The sequence below is a fragment of the Promicromonospora sp. NPDC110617 genome, from assembly GCF_055598465.1.
On record NZ_JBVKBM010000002.1, the window covers coordinates 31,410 to 47,249 of the forward strand.

Sequence of the window (15,840 nt, forward strand, 5' to 3'; positions counted from 1 at the left end):
GGCGCCGGGCTCCTCCCGACCGGTCAGACCTCGTTCAGCCGGGGCACGACCTGCTCGGCCAGCGCGGTCGCCCACGGGACCGGGTTCTCGTAGGGCGTCGGCATCAGGCCCACGAGCGAGACGCCCAGCGCCCGGTACCGCTCCATGTCCGCGAGGAACGCGTCCGTGTCGCCGGTCGCGTCGCCCTGGTACAACATCGTCTTCTCGATCGCGTCGTAGTCGGTGCCGAGCCGGTCGCAGTGCCCGCGCAGCACGTCCAGCTTGTGCGCGACCGTCGCCAGCGCCTCGTCGCCGGGCCCGCCGAACAGGTTGCACGCCTGCCCGTACTGGGCCACCAGCCGCAGCGTCTTCTGCTCGCCACCGCCGCCGATCATCACCGGGACGGTGCCGCGCGGCGGCTGCGGCAGGTTGATCGTCTCGGCGAGCTGGTAGTGCTTGCCCTCGTAGGCGCCGTCGTTCTCCGACCACATCTGGCGGCAGATCTGGAGGGTCTCCTCCAGGCGCTCGAACCGCTCCGCCGTCGACGGGAACGGCACGCCGAGGCCCGCGTGCTCCCGGTCGTACCAGGCCGCCCCGATACCCAGCATCGCGCGGCCGCGCGAGAGCACGTCCAGCGTGGAGACCGTCTTGGCCAGGAGGCCCGGACGCCGGTAGGTCACGCCCGTGACCAGCAGGCTCAGCCGGACGTTCGTGGTGACGCCGGCCAGGTAGCCGAGCGTGGTGTAGCCCTCCAGCATGGGCTCGTACGGCCCGCCGGCGCTGAGCATCTGGAACCAGTGGTCCATCACCGTGAAGAGGTTCACACCGCCCTCGTCGGCGATCTGCGCGGTCTCGGTGAGGCGGTCGGCCAGGGTGGTCTCCCACTCCGGGTGGGTGAACGTGTAGTAGTGCAGCCCAAGATCCATGCCACCGACCCTAGCACTCGACTGTCATGGTCTGACACCGCTGTCGTGATCTGCCACCGGCGCACGGACGGGGCGGCCGGACCGGGTGAGGTTCGGGCCTGTGGTGGTGCGCCGTCCGGACCCGGCGTTGACTGGACGCTGCGGGGGCACCGTGACGGCACGAGCCGAGGAGCAGTCCCATGACCGACACCGACCGTGTCCCGCCCGAGGTCCTCAGCGCCGTCGGCGCCAAGCACCGCGCGCTGTGGGCGCTCGGCGACTACCCGGCGGTCGCCACCGAGGTGATCCCCGCGCTGGGCCCCGTCCTGGTCGAGGCCACCGGCGTGCGGCCGGGCGACCGTGTGCTCGACGTCGGCGCCGGGTCCGGCAACGCCGCCATCCCCGCCGCGCTCGCGGGCGGGCAGGTCGTCGCGGCCGACCTCACGCCCGAGCTGTTCGACGCCGGGCGCGCCATCGCCGCGGCCCGGGGCGCCCAGCTCACCTGGGCCGAGGCCGACGCCCACGCGCTCCCGTACGACGACGGCGCGTTCGACACCGTGCTGTCCTGCGTCGGCGTCATGTTCGCCCCGTTCCACCAGACCGCCGCGGACGAGCTGGTCCGCGTCACGCGGCCCGACGGGACGATCGGGCTCGTCGCCTGGACGCCGGCCGGGTTCATCGGGCAGATGTTCGCCGCGATGAAGCCCTACGCCCCCGCTCCCCCGCCGGGCGCGGAGCCGCCGCCGCTGTGGGGCGACGAGGAGCACGTCCGCGCCCTGCTGGGCGACCGGGTCACCGACGTGCGTGCCGAGGTCCGGTCGCTGCCCGTCACCCGGTTCTCCACGGGCACGGAGTTCCGCGAGTTCTTCAAGGCCGCGTACGGCCCCACCATCGCGGTCTACCGCAACGTGGCCGACGACGCCGCACGCACCGCCGAGCTCGACGGCACGCTCCTGGACCTGGCCGCGCGCTTCCAGGGCCTCGACGGCACGATGGGCTGGGAGTACCTGCTGCTCACCGCGCGACGGGCGTGACCGGCGCCGGACGCCCGGGCCGCCCCGCCTGCGCCGTCACGCCCGCGAGCGCGCCAGGAGCCAGACGAAGTACGGCGCGCCGAGCAGCGCGACCGCCAGCCCCGCGGGGAGCTGGGCCGGGGCGATGACGGTGCGGCCCAGGGTGTCGGCGAGGCCGAGCAGCACGGCGCCCAGCAGCATCGCGACGGGCAGCACCCGTGCGTGCCGGCCGCCCACCAGGGCGCGTGCGGCGTGGGGCGCGACCAGGCCCACGAAGCCCACCACGCCGACGGCGGTCACGCTCGTGGCCGCGAGCACGGCGGCCACGGCGAGCACGACCAGCCGGCTGCGCTCCAGCCGGACGCCCACGAGGCGCGGCGTGTCGTCGTCGAGCGCGAGCAGGTCCAGCTCGCGGCGCACGAGCACGGCGAGCGGCACCGCGAGCGCCAGCGTGACGACCACGGGCAGCACCTGTTCGAGGCTGCGGCCGTAGGTGGTGCCGGACAGCCAGGTGTAGATGCGCGGCGTGTTCCAGGGGTCGGAGCGCAGCAGCAGGAAGGTGGTCAGGGCGGTCGTGAGGTAGCCCAGGCCGATGCCGATGAGCACGAGGCGGTCGGCGTGCAGCCCGCCGCGCCAGGCCAGCAGGTAGACGGCGGCGAACGCGAGCAGGCCGCCGATCACGGCGGCCACGAGCATCGCGCCGTTGCTGGCGGCGACGCCGTTGCCCCAGGCGGTGCCCGCGACCGCGGTGACCACCACGACGGCGCCGAGGCCCGCGCCCCCGGTGATCCCGAGGATGCCGGGTTCGGCGAGCGGGTTGCGGGCGGTGGCCTGCACCATCGTGCCGGACAGCGCGAGGGCGGCACCGGCGACGACGGCGGCCAGCACGCGGGGCGCGCGCTCGTCGAGCGCGAACCGGACCACGGCGGGGCCCTGCCCGTCCAGCCAGAGGGCGATGTCGCCGGTGCGCAGCCAGGTCGACCCGGCGAGCAGGCCGAGCAGCACGACGCCGGCCGCGAGGGCGACGCACACGGCCAGCACGATCACGAAGCGGCGCGTGCTGCGCGGCCCGGTCCCGGCGACGGGCGGCCGGCGGGAGGGTCCGGCGTCGCGCAGGCGCCGCGCGAGGAGCACCATGATCACGGCGCCGGCGATCGTGGTCGCGACGCCCGTGGGGACGGCGAGGGCTTCCTCGGCGCCGAGCAGGGCGCGGACGACGGCGTCGGCGAGCACCACGACGAAGGCGCCGAGCAGGCCGGCGGCGGGCAGCAGGATCGCGTGCCGGTGCAGTGCGGGCACGACGCGGGCCAGGAGCCGGGCGACGACGGGCGCGGCGAGGCCGACGAACCCGAGGGGGCCCGCGAGGGTCACGGCCGCGGCGGTGAGCAGCACCGCCAGCAGGACGCCGATCGCGCGGGTCGAGCGGACCGGCACGCCGAGCGCCCCGGCGGTGTCGTCGCCGAGGCCGAGCACGTCGAGGCGCCGGGAGACGAGGAGGCCGCCGAGGGTGGCCAGCAGGACGACGGGCAGCGCCCGCCAGAACGCCGTGAGATTGAGCTGGCTCAGGGAACCGCTGCCCCAGGCGAACAGTCCGGTGGTCTCCGTCTGGAAGAGGATGAGCAGCGCGGAGGCGGCGGCCTGCAGCGCGAGCGCGACGGCGGAGCCGGCGAGCACCAGGCGCGTGGACGATGATCCGGCGCCACCGGCCAGCCCGAGCACGAGCCCGGCGGCGGCGAGGCCGCCGGCGAAGGCGACGGCGCCCGAGGCCCACAGCGGCACGGCGAGCCCGAAGGCGGCCACGGCGATGACCGCGAGGTAGGAGCCGGCCGTCACGGCGAGCGTGTCCGGCGAGGCGAGCGCGTTGCGGGCGATCGACTGGAAGAGCGCCCCGGCCACGCCGAGGGCGAATCCGACGGCCACGCCGGCCGCGAGGCGCGGCAGGCGTGACCCGACGAGGATGTCGCGGACCGCCGACGCGTCGTCGGCGTCCTGCCCGGTGAGCAGGCGCAGCAGGTCGCCCGTGCCCACGCCGGACGTGCCCTGTGTCAGGTGCCAGGCACCGACGGCGAGCACGGCCAGCGCGAGCACCACCAGGGCGGCCCCGCCCGTGGCCCAGGTGACGGGGCGGGAGGCGGGAGCCTGGGGCAGGGTGTCCGTCGCGGACGGCGACTGCGTGGCGGTCATGGCGTCAGTTCGTGAAGACGTCGACGTACGCGTCGACGATCTTCTCCGCGGAGCGCGGGCCGCCGAACGTCCAGATGTGCTCCGGGAACGCGTGCGCACGGTCCTCGGTGACGGCGGGCAGGTTCGCCCAGACGTCGTTCTTGGCGAGCTCGGCGGTCCAGTCGTCCTCGCCCTCCTGGGTACCGGTCCAGAGCAGGGTCGCGTCGCCGACGTCGGTCATGCCCTCGATGTCGGACTGGCCCAGGCCGTAGGCGGGGTCGACCTCGCCGGTCCAGGCGTTGGTCAGGCCGAGCTCCTCGCCCAGCTCGCCGACCAGCGAGCCCTGGCCGAACGGGCGGATCGAGACGTTGCCGCCGTCGACCCAGCCGTCGAAGTAGACGAAGTCGGTGCTCTCCGGGGCGGCCTCGGCGACCTGCGCCTTGGCGTCGGCCAGGTGCGCCTCGAACTCGTCGGTCACGACGGCGGCGCGCTCGGTGCGGCCGGTGGCCTCCGCGATGATGCCGAAGGTGTCGAGCATGGTGCCGACGGGGTCGGCGGCGTCGGCGCCCTTGGTGGCGAGCACCGGGACGTCGTAGGCCTCGAGCTTGGCGATGATCTCGTCGTCGGGCGTGTAGGCCTCGATGATGACCAGGTCGGGGTCGGCGGCGTACAGGGCGTCGAGGTTGGGCTCGCCGCGCGTGCCGACGTCGGTCACGCCCTCGGGCAGCTCCTCCGCGTCGTTCCAGGTGGCGTAGCCCTTGACGTCGGCCACGGCGACGGGGTCGACGCACAGGCTGAGCACGTCCTCGACCTGCTGCCACTCCAGCACGGCGACCCGCTCGGCCGGCTTGTCGAGCTCGACCGTGCGGTCGAACGAGTCGGTCACCGTGACGGGGTCGGTCGACGTGGTCACGTCGGCGCAGTCGCCGGTGGCGGCCTCGGTGGGACCGGCCGGCGCGGCCGCGCCGGGGTCGGTGGTGCCGCACGCGGACAGCGCGAGCGGCAGGATCAGGGCGGCGCCCGCCAGGGTCGCCTTGGTTCGGGGGGACATGGGTCTCCTCAGGTTCGTGACACGTCGTGTCGGTGCGGTGCCGGGTGCGGCGGGTGGTGCGGGCGCCGTCGGCGTCCTGGGGGTCTGGGGGTGGTGCCGGGGCTCAGCGGGTCCGGCCGTGGTGCCGCCCGCGCGGGTGCACGCGGACGCGGCCGGTCCCGGGGTCGGTGGTGACGTCGATCGGCAGGCCGTACGCGAGCGAGAGGTGCTCGGCCGTGAGCACCTGCGCGGGCGGTCCGGCCGCGAGCACGCGGCCCTGGTGCAGCAGGACGACGGCGTCGGCGACCGACGCGGCGTGGTCCAGGTCGTGCAGCACGATGCCGACGGCGGTGCCGTGCTCCTCGGCGAGGTCGCGCACGAGGTCGAGCGTCTCGACCTGGTAGCGCAGGTCGAGGTGGTTGGTGGGCTCGTCGAGCAGCACCACGCCGGTCTCCTGCGCCAGGCAGGTGGCCAGCCAGACGCGCTGCACCTCGCCGCCGGAGAGCTGGTCCACACCACGGCGGGCCATGGCGGCCACGCCCGTGATGTCCATCGCGCGGTCGATCGCGGCGTGGTCGGCATCGGTCAGCGGCGCGAACCGGCGGCGGTGCGGGTGCCGGCCGAACGCGACGACGTCGCGCACCTCCAGCCCGGCGGGGTGCGGGCGGGACTGGGCGAGCAGCGTGACCTGGCGGGCGAAGTCGCGCGCCGAGAGCGGTGCGACGTCGACGGCGTCGTCGGCCGTGGCCCCCAGACTGACGGTCCCCTGCTGCACCGGGTGCAGCCGAGCCAGCGAGCGCAGCACGGTCGACTTGCCGGACCCGTTGGGGCCGACCAGGGCGGTCACGACGCCCGGCGGCAGGTGCACGGCGACGCCGTGCACCACGGTGGTGCGCTGGTAGCCCAGCACGAGGTCGTCACCACGAAGGGCGGTAGGGGCGGTCACGGGAGGTAAGCCTAACCTTATGTTGGCACCACTTGGACGCCCGTCTCATTCCTCACCCGCTGCCGGTGCTGCCGCGGCTACTCGGCCTCGACGCTCGTCGTGTGGTGCGGGGTGCCCACGGGCTTGGACTCGCTCGACCCGCGCTGCCGCAGGAAGATCGCGAACGTCACCATCGCCCCGACCGCCAGGAACTCGGACTGCCAGTTCTGCAGGGTGCGGTTCCAGAAGTCCGGCGACGCCACGTACTGCAGCCAGGTCAGCGCGGGCTCGTCGTGCTCGGCGGCCTCCTGGTTGGCCACGACCTGCCCGCCGAGCGACTGCGCCAGCCACGAGAGCAGGAAGATCGTGCCCATGACCAGCAGCAGGGAGTTCGAGTAGGCCCAGAGCCGCAGACCGCGGGCGCGGGCCCAGCGCGGGGAGTCGGGGCGGGCGTGCTCGCCGACGAGCTGCTCCTCGTCGGTGCCGAGACCCTCGTCGCCCGGCTTCTTGGACTCCGGCGAACCTCGCTGCACCAGCCAGACCGTGGCGAGGATGAACATGAAGAACTGCAGGAACTCCGACTGCCAGTTCTCGGCCACGTCCACCAAGAAGGCGGAGGAGCCGATGAAGTCGAGGTAGCTGACCGGCGGCTCGCCGTGACTGGCCAGCTCCTCCAGCTCCGCGGCGTGACCGGCGAACGACTGCCCGACGAGCGTGGCCAGGAACAGTCCGATGAAGGCGAGGCTGAGCCCGTTGTCCCGCACGAACCGGCGCATGCTCAGCGCCCCGTGAGCGGCGTGACGATCATCACGGCGAGACCCACCGCGACGATCACGAGCAGCGCCCAGAACGGCGTGCGTCCGATGTGGTCCCCCTCGCCGGACCCCTGTTCCTCGTTCATTCCCGCCCCTCCAGCACGTCACCCGTCAGCCCATGATGCTCCTTGCGCTGGTGACAGGCCCGTCGGCCGCTCCGCGCGGGTCCGTGTCGGACAGTCCACGTACCCTGGTCGGCGATGAGCACAGCCACCGTGGAGGGAGCGTACGAAGGTGCGCTCCGAGCGTTCAAGAACCCGATGCTGGACCTGCTCCACGGGACGTACGCGCCGTTCGTCGTGACCATGCTGGCCCTGGTCTTCACCGCGCAGCGCCCGCAGGTCCCCGTGGCCGACGCGCACGCGGAGATCGACGCCGCCCTGGACCGCCTGCGCGCCGCCGGGTACGGCGAGGAGGGCAACGCGCCGCTCCCCGTCGGCAGCTCGCGCGACCTGTGCCGCGGCTGGGTCCGCTCGGGCTGGCTCAAGCGGCACGTGCAGGACGGCGTGGAGGTCTACCAGGTCTCCGCGCACGGCGTCGGAGCCCTCGAGGTCGCGGGCCGGGTGGGCGGCGCCCGCACCCGGGTCTCCGAGTCCCGGGTGCGCACCCTGCTCGACGCCGTCGAGGAGCTGGCGCAGGACGCCGACCCGGACGTGCTGTCCCGCATCGCGCGGCTCGACGCCGAGATCCGGGAGCGCACCGCCGAGGTCGAGCGGCTGGAGCGCACCGGCGCCGTCGAACCGGTGAGCGACGACCAGCTCCTGGAGGAGGCGGAGAACGTGCTGCACCTCGCGCGCGAGCTGCCCGCCGACTTCGCACGGGTGGTCGAGTCGATCAAGCAGGTCCAGCGCGACGTCGTCACCGACCTGCGGCAGGACGTGCGGCCGACGGGCGAGGTGCTCCGGGAGTACCTCGCGCGCGGCAAGGACATCATGGAGTCCACGCGGGAGGGGCGCGCCTTCGCCGGGGCGCTCGCCCTGATCGGCCGGGCCGAGCACATCGACCAGCTCGCCGGGAACCTCCGCGTCATCCTGGGGCACCCCTTCGCCGAGCAGCTTCCCGCGCCCCAGCGGCGCGAGCTGCACGAGATCGCGCGGCGCATCGAGCAGGGCGTGCGCGAGGTGCTGCACGCGCAGCAGCAGGCGTCGCACGTCATCACCACCCAGATCCGTAACCACGACCCGCTCCGGGACCGCGAGGTGGACGGGCTGCTGCGCGACGTGATGTCCGGGTTCCAGCAGTGGATGCCCACCTCGCGGCACAAGCAGGCGGTCGGGCCGATGCGGCGCCTGCCCGTGGCCGACGTCGGACACCTGCGGCAGAAGGTCGACGGACTGCGCCCGCCCGCTCCCCCGACGCCGCTGGAGGCCTGGGAGATGGGCGCCGTGCCGGACGACGACTCCCGGGCCTGGGGCGGTCCGCACTACGCGGACCTGGAGAGACATCTGGCCGGGCTGCCACGCGAGGACGGGGCCGTGGACGTCGCGACGGCGTTCCGCTCCGCACCCGAGCGGCTGCGCCGGCCGGTCGACCTGCTGGGCCTGCTGGAGATCGCGCACCGGCACGGCATGGTCGAGACGGACGAGGTGGTGACCGTCGAGGCGGTCCGGCCGGACGGGACGCGGCGGCGGTTCGCGTTCGGCGGTGTGGCGATGCGGGACGAGCACGAGGGCAGGACGACGGATGAGTGAGACGGTGGCTGACGAGGCCGGGACCGACGAGGCGGGCTTCATCGAGCCCGCCCCCATGGAGGACGACCAGACCGAGCTGTTCGCGGGCGACCGCGGCCTGCTGGACCCGGAGGTCCGGCGCGTGCTGGTCCGGCTGCTGCAGCGCCGGTTCCTGACGGCGGAGAAGAACCGTGCGCAGTGGAAGACGCTCCTGGAGCACCAGTCCGTGATCGAGTCCCGCCTGCACGACCTGTTCGTGCGCCTCGTCGTCGACCACGACCGTGGCATCGCCTACAAGCAGCAGGTGCGCTCGGGCGAGGTGGACGTGCCGATCCTGCTGCGCGACGACCCGTACAACCGCGTCGAGACGCTGGTGCTGGTGCACCTGCGCACCGTGTACCAGCACGAGGCGAGCTCGGGCGAGACGTCCGCGCGGATCGACCTGGAGGACATCGAGCAGGGCGTGCTGACGTTCTTCGACCTGGACGACAACAACCTCGTGCGCCCGCAGCGCGAGATCCGCGACGCCGTGGGGCGCCTGGCGTCCGAGGGCCTGATCGACGAGGAGTCGAGCGGCAGGTACCGCATCACGCCGCTGGTGGAGGTCGTGCTCGACAACAACCGGCTCGCGGAGCTCACGCGCTGGCTCGCCGGGAACAAGGAGGACAGGTCGTGAGCATGATCGAGACGCTGTGGGGGCTGGTCCCGGCGCGGTCGACCGGCCAGCAGTGGGTGGCGCAGACCCTGCAGCTCGTCAACTGGGGCGGCTACCACGGCCACCACCACGTGCGGTTCTCCCCGGGGGCCACGCTGTTCAGCGGCGGCTCGGGCTCGGGCAAGTCCACGCTCATGGACTCCTACATCGCGTTGATCATGCCGCACACCACGCCGTTCAACGGGGCGTCCAACGGCGGCGTGACCGGCAAGCCGCGCGGCAAGGAGCAGCGCAACATCCTGTCCTACGCGCGCGGCAAGCTCGACGAGAAGCGGGTCGACGGCGAGACCCGCGTGCGGGTGCTGCGCGGCGAGAAGGAGGACACCTGGTCGGCGATCGCGATGACGTGGGTCGACCAGGGCGGGGCCACGTTCACCGCCGTCCGCGCCTGGTACGTGCCGTCGTCCGCCCGGACGCTGGAGAACGTCACCGCGGTGCGCGGCACCTGCGACGGGCCGTTCGACCTGAGCGGCCTGGAGGACGCGGCCCGGCACCGGTTCGACCGCCGGGCCGTGACCCGCACGGGGCTGACCTGCTTCGAGACCGACCGGGACTACACCGCGCGGCTGCACACCGCGCTCGGCATCGGCGCGAGCGGTGACGGGCACAAGGCCGTGGGCCTGCTCGGCCGCATCCAGGCCGGCCAGCAGATCACCACGGTCGACGCCCTGTACAAGACGATGGTGCTGGAGGAGCCCTCGACGTTCGCGACGGCCGACGGCGCGGTGCAGCAGTTCGACGAGCTGTCCGCCACGCGCGACCGCATGGTCACCGCGCAGCAGCAGGTCCGCGCGCTCGGGCCCGTCCGGGAGCACCGCGCCGCGATCGACCAGGCCGTCGAGCGGCTGCGCATGATCGACGCCGTCGGGCAGTTCGCGGACCCGGCGGCCCCCGCGGCGCTGTGGCTCGCGGGCCGGCGGCTGGACCTGCTGCGCGCGTCGGAGGCGGACCTCCAGCGGCGGCGCGCCCGCGCGCGGGACGAGGCGACCGAGCTCACCGTACGGGTCTCGGCGGCCCGGCTGGAGCGGGACGCGGCCCGGGACCTCCTGGGCGCCGCCGGCGGTGACCGCCTGAAGAAGGCGCAGGACGAGGTGGACCGCCTGGCGGCCCGCATCGAGCCTGTCGCCGCGGCCCGGGCCCGGTTCGACGCGCTGCTGACGGACATCGGGGCCGAGGTGTCGGACGCCGCCGGCTTCGACGCCGTCGTCGAGCAGGCGCACCGCGCGCTGAACGACGCCGACGCGCGCGCCGACGCGCGGCGGCGCTTCACCGAGGCGACCCTGGCCGAGCAGGCCGCCGCGAAGGAGCTCGAGACCCTGCGGTCCGAGCTGCGGACCGTCAGCGCCCGCAAGGACAACATCCCGTCCGACCTGCACCGGGCCCGTGCGGCCCTCGCCGAGGCCGCGGGCCTGTCCCCGGACGAGCTGCCGTTCGTGGGCGAGCTGATCGAGGTGCGCACCGAGTTCGAGCCGTGGCGCCAGGCGTTCAACCTGGCGCTGGGCGGGTTCGCCACCGAGATGCTGATCGACGTCGCGCACGTCAAGGCGTTCCGCGCCGCGATCAACTCCGTGCCCACCGCGCGCCGGGTCCGGTTCCGGGGTGTGCCCACCGGGCGGCGCGACGAGGCCGCCACGGCGGACCGCACCCTGCCCGCGCGCCTCGACCACCGGCCGACGCCGTTCACCGGCTGGCTCCGGCAGGAGCTCGTCGACCGCTTCGGCTACGTCTGCATCGACTCGCCGGCGCAGTTCGCGCTGCACCCCAAGGCCGTGACGATCACGGGTCAGACCTCCGACGGCCGGCGGGGCGCCCACGGTGGCCAGGGCGTGACCAACGTGCTCGGGTTCTCCAACGCCCGCCGGCTCAAGGAGCTGGAGGGCGCCGTCGCCGAGGCGGAGGCGGCGCACGCCGCCGCCGCGGGCGCGCTGGAGGCCGCGACGGCCGGGCTCGACTCGTTCGAGAAGCAGCGCGGCGCCTACGAGAAGATCGCGGACCTGACGTGGGAACAGGTCGACCTCGACGCTCTGCGGACCGAGCTGGCCCGCTGGACCGCGATCGTCGAGGAGGTCACGTCGGACAACCCGGAGATCGGACGGCTGCGCACGGAGCTCGGCGCCCTGGAGGACCGGGTCACCCGGCTCACCGAGGAGAGCGGCGTGGCCAAGAGCCGGGCCGGCGAGCTGGAGGCGGCGTGGGAGCGGACGGCGGACGCCGTCGACACCGCGCAGCGCACGCTCGACACGGCCGAGGCCGACGGGACCCAGGTCGCCGCCGCGCACCGCGAGTACCTCCAGGGGCTGTTCGCGGGCGAGCAGGGCGCCGACGGCTCCCCCGCACAGGCCGTCGAGCGCTTCGACGCGGCGCTGGACCGCGCGACGGCGCGGGTCCGGGACGACCAGGGCGAAGCGCAGGCCGCCGTCGGCCGGGGCCGCGCGGCCCTGCACGACATCTTCGAGACGTTCAAGGAGCGGTGGCCCAACCCGAACCTCGGCGTCGACCCGGACACGTCGTACGACGACTACGAGCGGTTCCTGACGGACCTGGAGAAGAACGGGCTGCACGAGCTGGAGGCGGAGTGGCGCGACAGCCTGCTCCGGCTGTCGGGCGCGGACCTGACCAAGCTCGACAGCGACATCTCGACCGCCGTGCGCGAGATCCGCGACCGCATCGACCCGGTCAACCGGATCCTCGACGGGCTGGACTTCTCCGACGAGCACCACAAGCTGCACATCGAGCTGCGTGACACCGCCTCGCCGGTGCGCTCCCGGTTCCGCGCCGACCTGCGGGCGGTGCGCGAGGCGATCGCGAACGCGGTCAGCGACACCGACCGGCAGCGGGCCTACACCCGCATGGCCAAGGTGGTCGACCGCGTGCGCCGCACCGCCCCGGAGTTCCACGACCTGATCGACGTGCGCAACCACGTGCGGATCAGCGCCGAGAAGCTCACCAAGGACGGCGCGCACGTCGCGGTCTACGACCACATCGGCGAGAAGTCCGGCGGCGAGTCGCAGGAGCTGGTCGCGTTCATCGTGGGCGCGGCCCTGCGCTACCAGCTCGGTGACGCCGGAGCCGAGCGGCCCCGGTACGCGCCGGTCTTCCTCGACGAGGCGCTCATCAAGGCCGACGCCCACTTCACCGGGCGCGCGATCAACGCCTGGCGCGGGCTCGGCTTCCAGCTCATCATCGGCGCCCCGAACGACAAGCACAGCGGCATCGAGCCGCACGTCGACGCGGGCTACGTGGTGCTCAAGGACACGAGCGGCAAGTCGTTCACCCAGCTCACGGTGGGGTTGCCGGACGAGGCGCCGGTGTGATCCGGCGCCCCGTCCGGGGCACCCGGCTCGTCAGGCCAGGTCCAGCTCCGTGCGCGGGCCGAGGAACCTCGGCACGTCCGGGCCGCCGTCCGGCGCCGGCTCGAAGACCAGCTCCGTGAGCCACATCTGGCGGCCCGGCTCGGGCGCGCCCACTGCGCCGGGCGGCCAGGCGTGGTGCACGTACCAGGTGCGGCCGTCGCGCTCCACGACCATGCCGTGCCCCGGGCCGGCCGCCACCTCGTTCGACACCATGATCGGGCCGTCCTGCGGCTTCACGTACGGCCCGGTGGCGCGGTCGGCGACGGCGTAGCCCACGCCGTACCGGTCCGAGGCGAACGCGTTGCCCGAGTAGAACAGGTAGTACCGCCCGCCGTGCGGCCAGACGTACGGGCCCTCCACGAGCGTGCCCTCCCACTCCTGGTCCTGCTTCAGGATGCGGCTCGGCTCGCCCTGCAGGCGCAGCCCGTCGTCGGACAGCCGCTGCACGTAGATCCACGTGTCGACGCCCACGTGGTTGCCGTCGTTCTTCCACAGCAGCCAGCGTGAGCCGTCGGCGTCGGTGAACGGTGAGGCGTCGATCGAGCCGCCCTCGGTGTCCTGGCACAGCAGCGGCCGGTCGGCGTCGTCCCGGAACGGGCCGTAGGGCTTGTCGGCCACGGCCACCCCGACCGCCTGCACGTCGGTCGCCCGGTCGTGCGCCGTGTAGTACGCGACGTACCGCTCCCCCACGACCGCCACCTCGGGCGCCCAGTTCAGCCCGGGCTCGACCCAGGAGGCCAGCTCCGGCATCGCGTCGCCCACCGGCTCCCACCGCACGAGGTCCTGCGAGCGCAGCACCGGCAGCGCCTCGACGCGGTTCTTCGTCGCGTACGCCCAGTAGGTCCCGTCGACCTCCAGGACCGCGGGATCGGGGAAGTTGGAGCCGTACACAGGGTTCGTCGCCATCGTCTGTCCTGCCCTCTCGCTCGACACGTGGGTCCCACACGGACCCGCCGTCAGCCCACCAGGCTAGGAAAGATGTCCGGGCCACGCCGGGGTGTCCACGACGTCCCGGCCCGGCCACGGTGTCACGCCGCACCGGGGTGAATATCGTTGCTCGGAGCAACTCAGCGAGATGATCGAACCTCTGCAACGATCGATGCGGCCGCATGGTGTGGACGCGGCCGCCGGTTGGCTGGATCTGCCCGAGGGGAAGTTCGTATGACCAAGCACAGGATCATCAGGACGATGTTCGGCGCCGTGGGGGTCGCCGCACTGCTCGTCACCGCGGGATGCTCGGCGAGCTCCGCGGACGACGACACCGCGTCGGGCACACCGTCGGCGACGTCCACCGGTTCGACGCCGTCCGCGCCGGCGGAGTCGCCGTCGGACGAGGCGACCGGCGAGGTGTCGGAGCCCGGCGCGACGAGCGACGCGACGGACGGGACCGGATCGACCGACGACGCCGGGGCGTCGGAGGGGCGATGCCAGTCCCCCGAGCTCGCGGGCAGCCTGGTGCCGGACGAGGGCGGCGCGGGCGCCGGTCACTACGCGGTGCGGATCGAGCTGAAGAACGAGGCGCCCGAGGCCTGCACGCTGCAGGGCTGGCCGGGTGTCTCCTTCGTCGGCGACGGTGACGGCAAACAGCTCGGCGCCGCGGCGGAGTTCGACCGGTCGAGCCCGCACGGGACGGTGACCCTGGAGCCGGGCGCTTCCGCGCAGGCCCTCGTCCGCGTCGCTCAGGCCGAGAACTACGGCGACGAGTGCGGCCAGACGCCCGCCGACGGGCTGCGGGTGTACCCGCCCGGCGAGAAGCGCTCGCTGTTCGTGCAGAACGACCAGCTCACGCTGACGGCGTGCGCCGACTCGGACGAGTCCCTGCTCCAGGTCCAGGCCCTCCAGCCGGCGAGCTAGCACCCGCCGGGCGCCGCGCCCAGAAATGACTTCGGTCCGTTGTCTTGAGACCGGTCCATCATCGGACCGGTCTCAAGGCAACCGACCGATCTCGCTGCAGGTGCCGCCCGCCTCGGGTCAGCGGCCCCCGCGGCCGCCGCCCGCCAGCGGGAGGTCCTTGCGGGAGAAGGCCGCGACGATCACCAGGCACAGCGCCGCGGCGGCCGCCCCGAAGCCGAACATCTGGCCGTACGACCAGGTCGCCTGGAGCCAGGCGAGCACCATCGGGGCGAAGAACCCGAGGTAGGTGAGGGAGTAGAAGACGGCGGTCAGGCCGGCGAGCTGGCCCGGCCCGGCGATGCGCGCGACCTCGCTGAGGCCCGCCACGAGACCGAGCCCGTAGCCGGTCCCGAGCACGACGGCCGCGAGCACGCCGAGCGGCAGCGAGGGCGAGACCGCCGCCCAGGCGGCGAGCGCCATCCCGACCGCGACGATGCTCAGCGCCACGATCGACGCGCGGGCCGACGCCGGGGTGTCGATCCGCCGGGCCACGGCCTGCATGCCGATGCCGCAGCCGAGCGAGAGCACCGTCATCCCGCCGGCGAACGCGATGGGGACCTGGCCCGCGTGGTCGGAGAGCAGGGCCGGCAGCACCGCGTACGCGCTGCCGCCGCAGCCGAACACCCAGGGCGCGAGCGGCACGACGACGCGCAGGAAGCGCCGGTGCCCGACGGCGGTGATGCGCAGGTCGTCGCGCAGCGGCGCGCGGTGGTCGCGGTGCAGGCCGGGGTTGGTCTCGGGCACGCGCAGCAGCCACACCCCGGCCGCGAGGGCGCCCGCGGCGTGCAGCACATAGGCCAGGTGCGTGGGCCACGGGCCGAACTGGGCGAGCGCCGCGGCCACGCCCGCGCCGAGCAGAAAGCCGACGGTGAGCGACAGGGAGCCGCGGCGCGGGCCGGCGGCCCGGTCACCCGTACGGGCGCTGAGCTCGGTGATCCAGGTGCTGCCCACTGCCATCACCAGCCCGAGCGCGACGCCGCACAGCACCCGGCCGGCAGCCAGCAGCACCGGGCTGGTCGGGTCGAGGGCGAGCACGAGGGAGCCGAGCGCACCCACGGGTGCGGCGGGCAGCAGGAGCGGACGGCGGCCGTGCCGGTCGGACAGCGGCCCACCGAACAGCAGCGCGGGCACGATGCCGAACACGTACGCGGCCAGCAGCGCGTCGACCGTCACGTCGCCGAGGTGCCCCTGCTCGCGGTACATCACCAGCAGCGGCGTGAACTCGTTGCCGCCCCAGGCGATCGCCAGGAGGACGGCGGCGACGGGCCACCAGGTGCGCGGTCCCACGGGGAGGCGTTCGGACGCAGGCGTGTCCCCGGGGAGCGAGTGTGGCATGACCACATCCTCCGCAATGGATGCCCGGGTGAACAACCTGAGGG

General features: G+C 73.9%; 13 protein-coding genes. 5 read left to right on the forward strand and 8 right to left on the reverse strand.

From position 1 onward, the window contains the following. Window positions 1-23: 23 nt before the first annotated feature. Window positions 24-905, reverse strand: a complete 882-nt coding sequence (locus ACZ7LE_RS10960) for an LLM class F420-dependent oxidoreductase (RefSeq protein ID WP_470403335.1) — start codon at window positions 903-905, stop codon at window positions 24-26. 179 nt (window positions 906-1,084) lie between these two features. Here ACZ7LE_RS10960 and ACZ7LE_RS10965 point away from each other — a divergent pair, with 179 nt between their 5' ends. Continuing rightward, window positions 1,085-1,918: a class I SAM-dependent methyltransferase gene (locus tag ACZ7LE_RS10965; RefSeq protein WP_470403336.1), complete on the forward strand. Its 834-nt coding sequence runs from the start codon at window positions 1,085-1,087 to the stop codon at window positions 1,916-1,918. Between the two features lie 36 nt (window positions 1,919-1,954). Here the strand turns inward: ACZ7LE_RS10965 and ACZ7LE_RS10970 are convergent, their stop codons facing one another. The 5 genes from ACZ7LE_RS10970 to ACZ7LE_RS10990 form a co-directional block, all read right to left on the reverse strand. Next, the gene (locus ACZ7LE_RS10970) at window positions 1,955-4,081 is read right to left on the reverse strand and encodes an iron ABC transporter permease (RefSeq protein ID WP_470403337.1); all 2,127 of its coding nucleotides are present in this window, start codon (window positions 4,079-4,081) and stop codon (window positions 1,955-1,957) included. A 4-nt stretch (window positions 4,082-4,085) separates the two neighbouring features. Then, window positions 4,086-5,111, reverse strand: a complete 1,026-nt coding sequence (locus ACZ7LE_RS10975) for an ABC transporter substrate-binding protein (protein ID WP_470403338.1) — start codon at window positions 5,109-5,111, stop codon at window positions 4,086-4,088. A 103-nt stretch (window positions 5,112-5,214) separates the two neighbouring features. Beyond that, window positions 5,215-6,036 (reverse strand): ABC transporter ATP-binding protein, encoded by an 822-nt coding sequence (locus ACZ7LE_RS10980; protein WP_470403339.1) that lies wholly within the window; start codon window positions 6,034-6,036, stop codon window positions 5,215-5,217. Between the two features lie 77 nt (window positions 6,037-6,113). Next, window positions 6,114-6,791 (reverse strand): DUF6766 family protein, encoded by a 678-nt coding sequence (locus tag ACZ7LE_RS10985; protein ID WP_470403340.1) that lies wholly within the window; start codon window positions 6,789-6,791, stop codon window positions 6,114-6,116. 2 nt (window positions 6,792-6,793) lie between these two features. Then, the gene (locus ACZ7LE_RS10990; protein WP_470403341.1) at window positions 6,794-6,916 is read right to left on the reverse strand and encodes a hypothetical protein; all 123 of its coding nucleotides are present in this window, start codon (window positions 6,914-6,916) and stop codon (window positions 6,794-6,796) included. 114 nt (window positions 6,917-7,030) lie between these two features. Between ACZ7LE_RS10990 and ACZ7LE_RS10995 the strand changes: the two genes are divergently transcribed. The 3 genes from ACZ7LE_RS10995 to ACZ7LE_RS11005 are packed head-to-tail and all read left to right on the forward strand — an operon-like array spanning window position 7,031 to window position 12,529. Next, entirely contained in the window at window positions 7,031-8,521 is a 1,491-nt protein-coding gene (locus tag ACZ7LE_RS10995) for a DUF3375 domain-containing protein (RefSeq protein ID WP_470403342.1), read from the forward strand. Beyond that, window positions 8,514-9,176, forward strand: coding sequence for a DUF4194 domain-containing protein (locus ACZ7LE_RS11000; protein WP_470403343.1), 663 nt, complete (start codon window positions 8,514-8,516; stop codon window positions 9,174-9,176). The genes ACZ7LE_RS10995 and ACZ7LE_RS11000 overlap by 8 nt, the downstream gene beginning before the upstream one ends. Next, the gene (locus ACZ7LE_RS11005) at window positions 9,173-12,529 is read left to right on the forward strand and encodes an ATP-binding protein (protein WP_470403344.1); all 3,357 of its coding nucleotides are present in this window, start codon (window positions 9,173-9,175) and stop codon (window positions 12,527-12,529) included. The genes ACZ7LE_RS11000 and ACZ7LE_RS11005 overlap by 4 nt, the downstream gene beginning before the upstream one ends. Before the next feature lie 30 nt (window positions 12,530-12,559). Here ACZ7LE_RS11005 and ACZ7LE_RS11010 read toward each other — a convergent pair whose 3' ends face one another. Next, window positions 12,560-13,474, reverse strand: coding sequence for a glycoside hydrolase family 43 protein (locus ACZ7LE_RS11010; protein WP_470403345.1), 915 nt, complete (start codon window positions 13,472-13,474; stop codon window positions 12,560-12,562). Window positions 13,475-13,729: 255 nt separating this feature from the next. Here ACZ7LE_RS11010 and ACZ7LE_RS11015 point away from each other — a divergent pair, with 255 nt between their 5' ends. Further along, window positions 13,730-14,422 carry a DUF4232 domain-containing protein gene (locus ACZ7LE_RS11015; protein ID WP_470403346.1) on the forward strand — a complete coding sequence of 231 codons (693 nt, stop codon included), beginning with the start codon at window positions 13,730-13,732 and terminating at the stop codon, window positions 14,420-14,422. Window positions 14,423-14,539: 117 nt separating this feature from the next. On the opposite strand, the gene ACZ7LE_RS11020 is transcribed toward ACZ7LE_RS11015, so the two are convergent. After that, window positions 14,540-15,796 carry an MFS transporter gene (locus ACZ7LE_RS11020; RefSeq protein WP_470403347.1) on the reverse strand — a complete coding sequence of 419 codons (1,257 nt, stop codon included), beginning with the start codon at window positions 15,794-15,796 and terminating at the stop codon, window positions 14,540-14,542. Window positions 15,797-15,840 lie beyond the last annotated feature (44 nt).

What these genes read in the sequence shown, in the direction of transcription:
- ACZ7LE_RS10960 (WP_470403335.1), bottom strand. Translation starts at nt 905, where the DNA reads ATGGATCTTGGGCTGCACTACTACACGTTCACCCACCCGGAGTGGGAG.
- ACZ7LE_RS10965 (WP_470403336.1), top strand. Translation starts at nt 1,085, where the DNA reads ATGACCGACACCGACCGTGTCCCGCCCGAGGTCCTCAGCGCCGTCGGC.
- ACZ7LE_RS10970 (WP_470403337.1), bottom strand. Translation starts at nt 4,081, where the DNA reads ATGACCGCCACGCAGTCGCCGTCCGCGACGGACACCCTGCCCCAGGCT.
- ACZ7LE_RS10975 (WP_470403338.1), bottom strand. Translation starts at nt 5,111, where the DNA reads ATGTCCCCCCGAACCAAGGCGACCCTGGCGGGCGCCGCCCTGATCCTG.
- ACZ7LE_RS10985 (WP_470403340.1), bottom strand. Translation starts at nt 6,791, where the DNA reads ATGCGCCGGTTCGTGCGGGACAACGGGCTCAGCCTCGCCTTCATCGGA.
- ACZ7LE_RS10990 (WP_470403341.1), bottom strand. Translation starts at nt 6,916, where the DNA reads ATGAACGAGGAACAGGGGTCCGGCGAGGGGGACCACATCGGACGCACG.
- ACZ7LE_RS10995 (WP_470403342.1), top strand. Translation starts at nt 7,031, where the DNA reads ATGAGCACAGCCACCGTGGAGGGAGCGTACGAAGGTGCGCTCCGAGCG.
- ACZ7LE_RS11000 (WP_470403343.1), top strand. Translation starts at nt 8,514, where the DNA reads ATGAGTGAGACGGTGGCTGACGAGGCCGGGACCGACGAGGCGGGCTTC.
- ACZ7LE_RS11010 (WP_470403345.1), bottom strand. Translation starts at nt 13,474, where the DNA reads ATGGCGACGAACCCTGTGTACGGCTCCAACTTCCCCGATCCCGCGGTC.
- ACZ7LE_RS11015 (WP_470403346.1), top strand. Translation starts at nt 13,730, where the DNA reads ATGACCAAGCACAGGATCATCAGGACGATGTTCGGCGCCGTGGGGGTC.
- ACZ7LE_RS11020 (WP_470403347.1), bottom strand. Translation starts at nt 15,796, where the DNA reads ATGCCACACTCGCTCCCCGGGGACACGCCTGCGTCCGAACGCCTCCCC.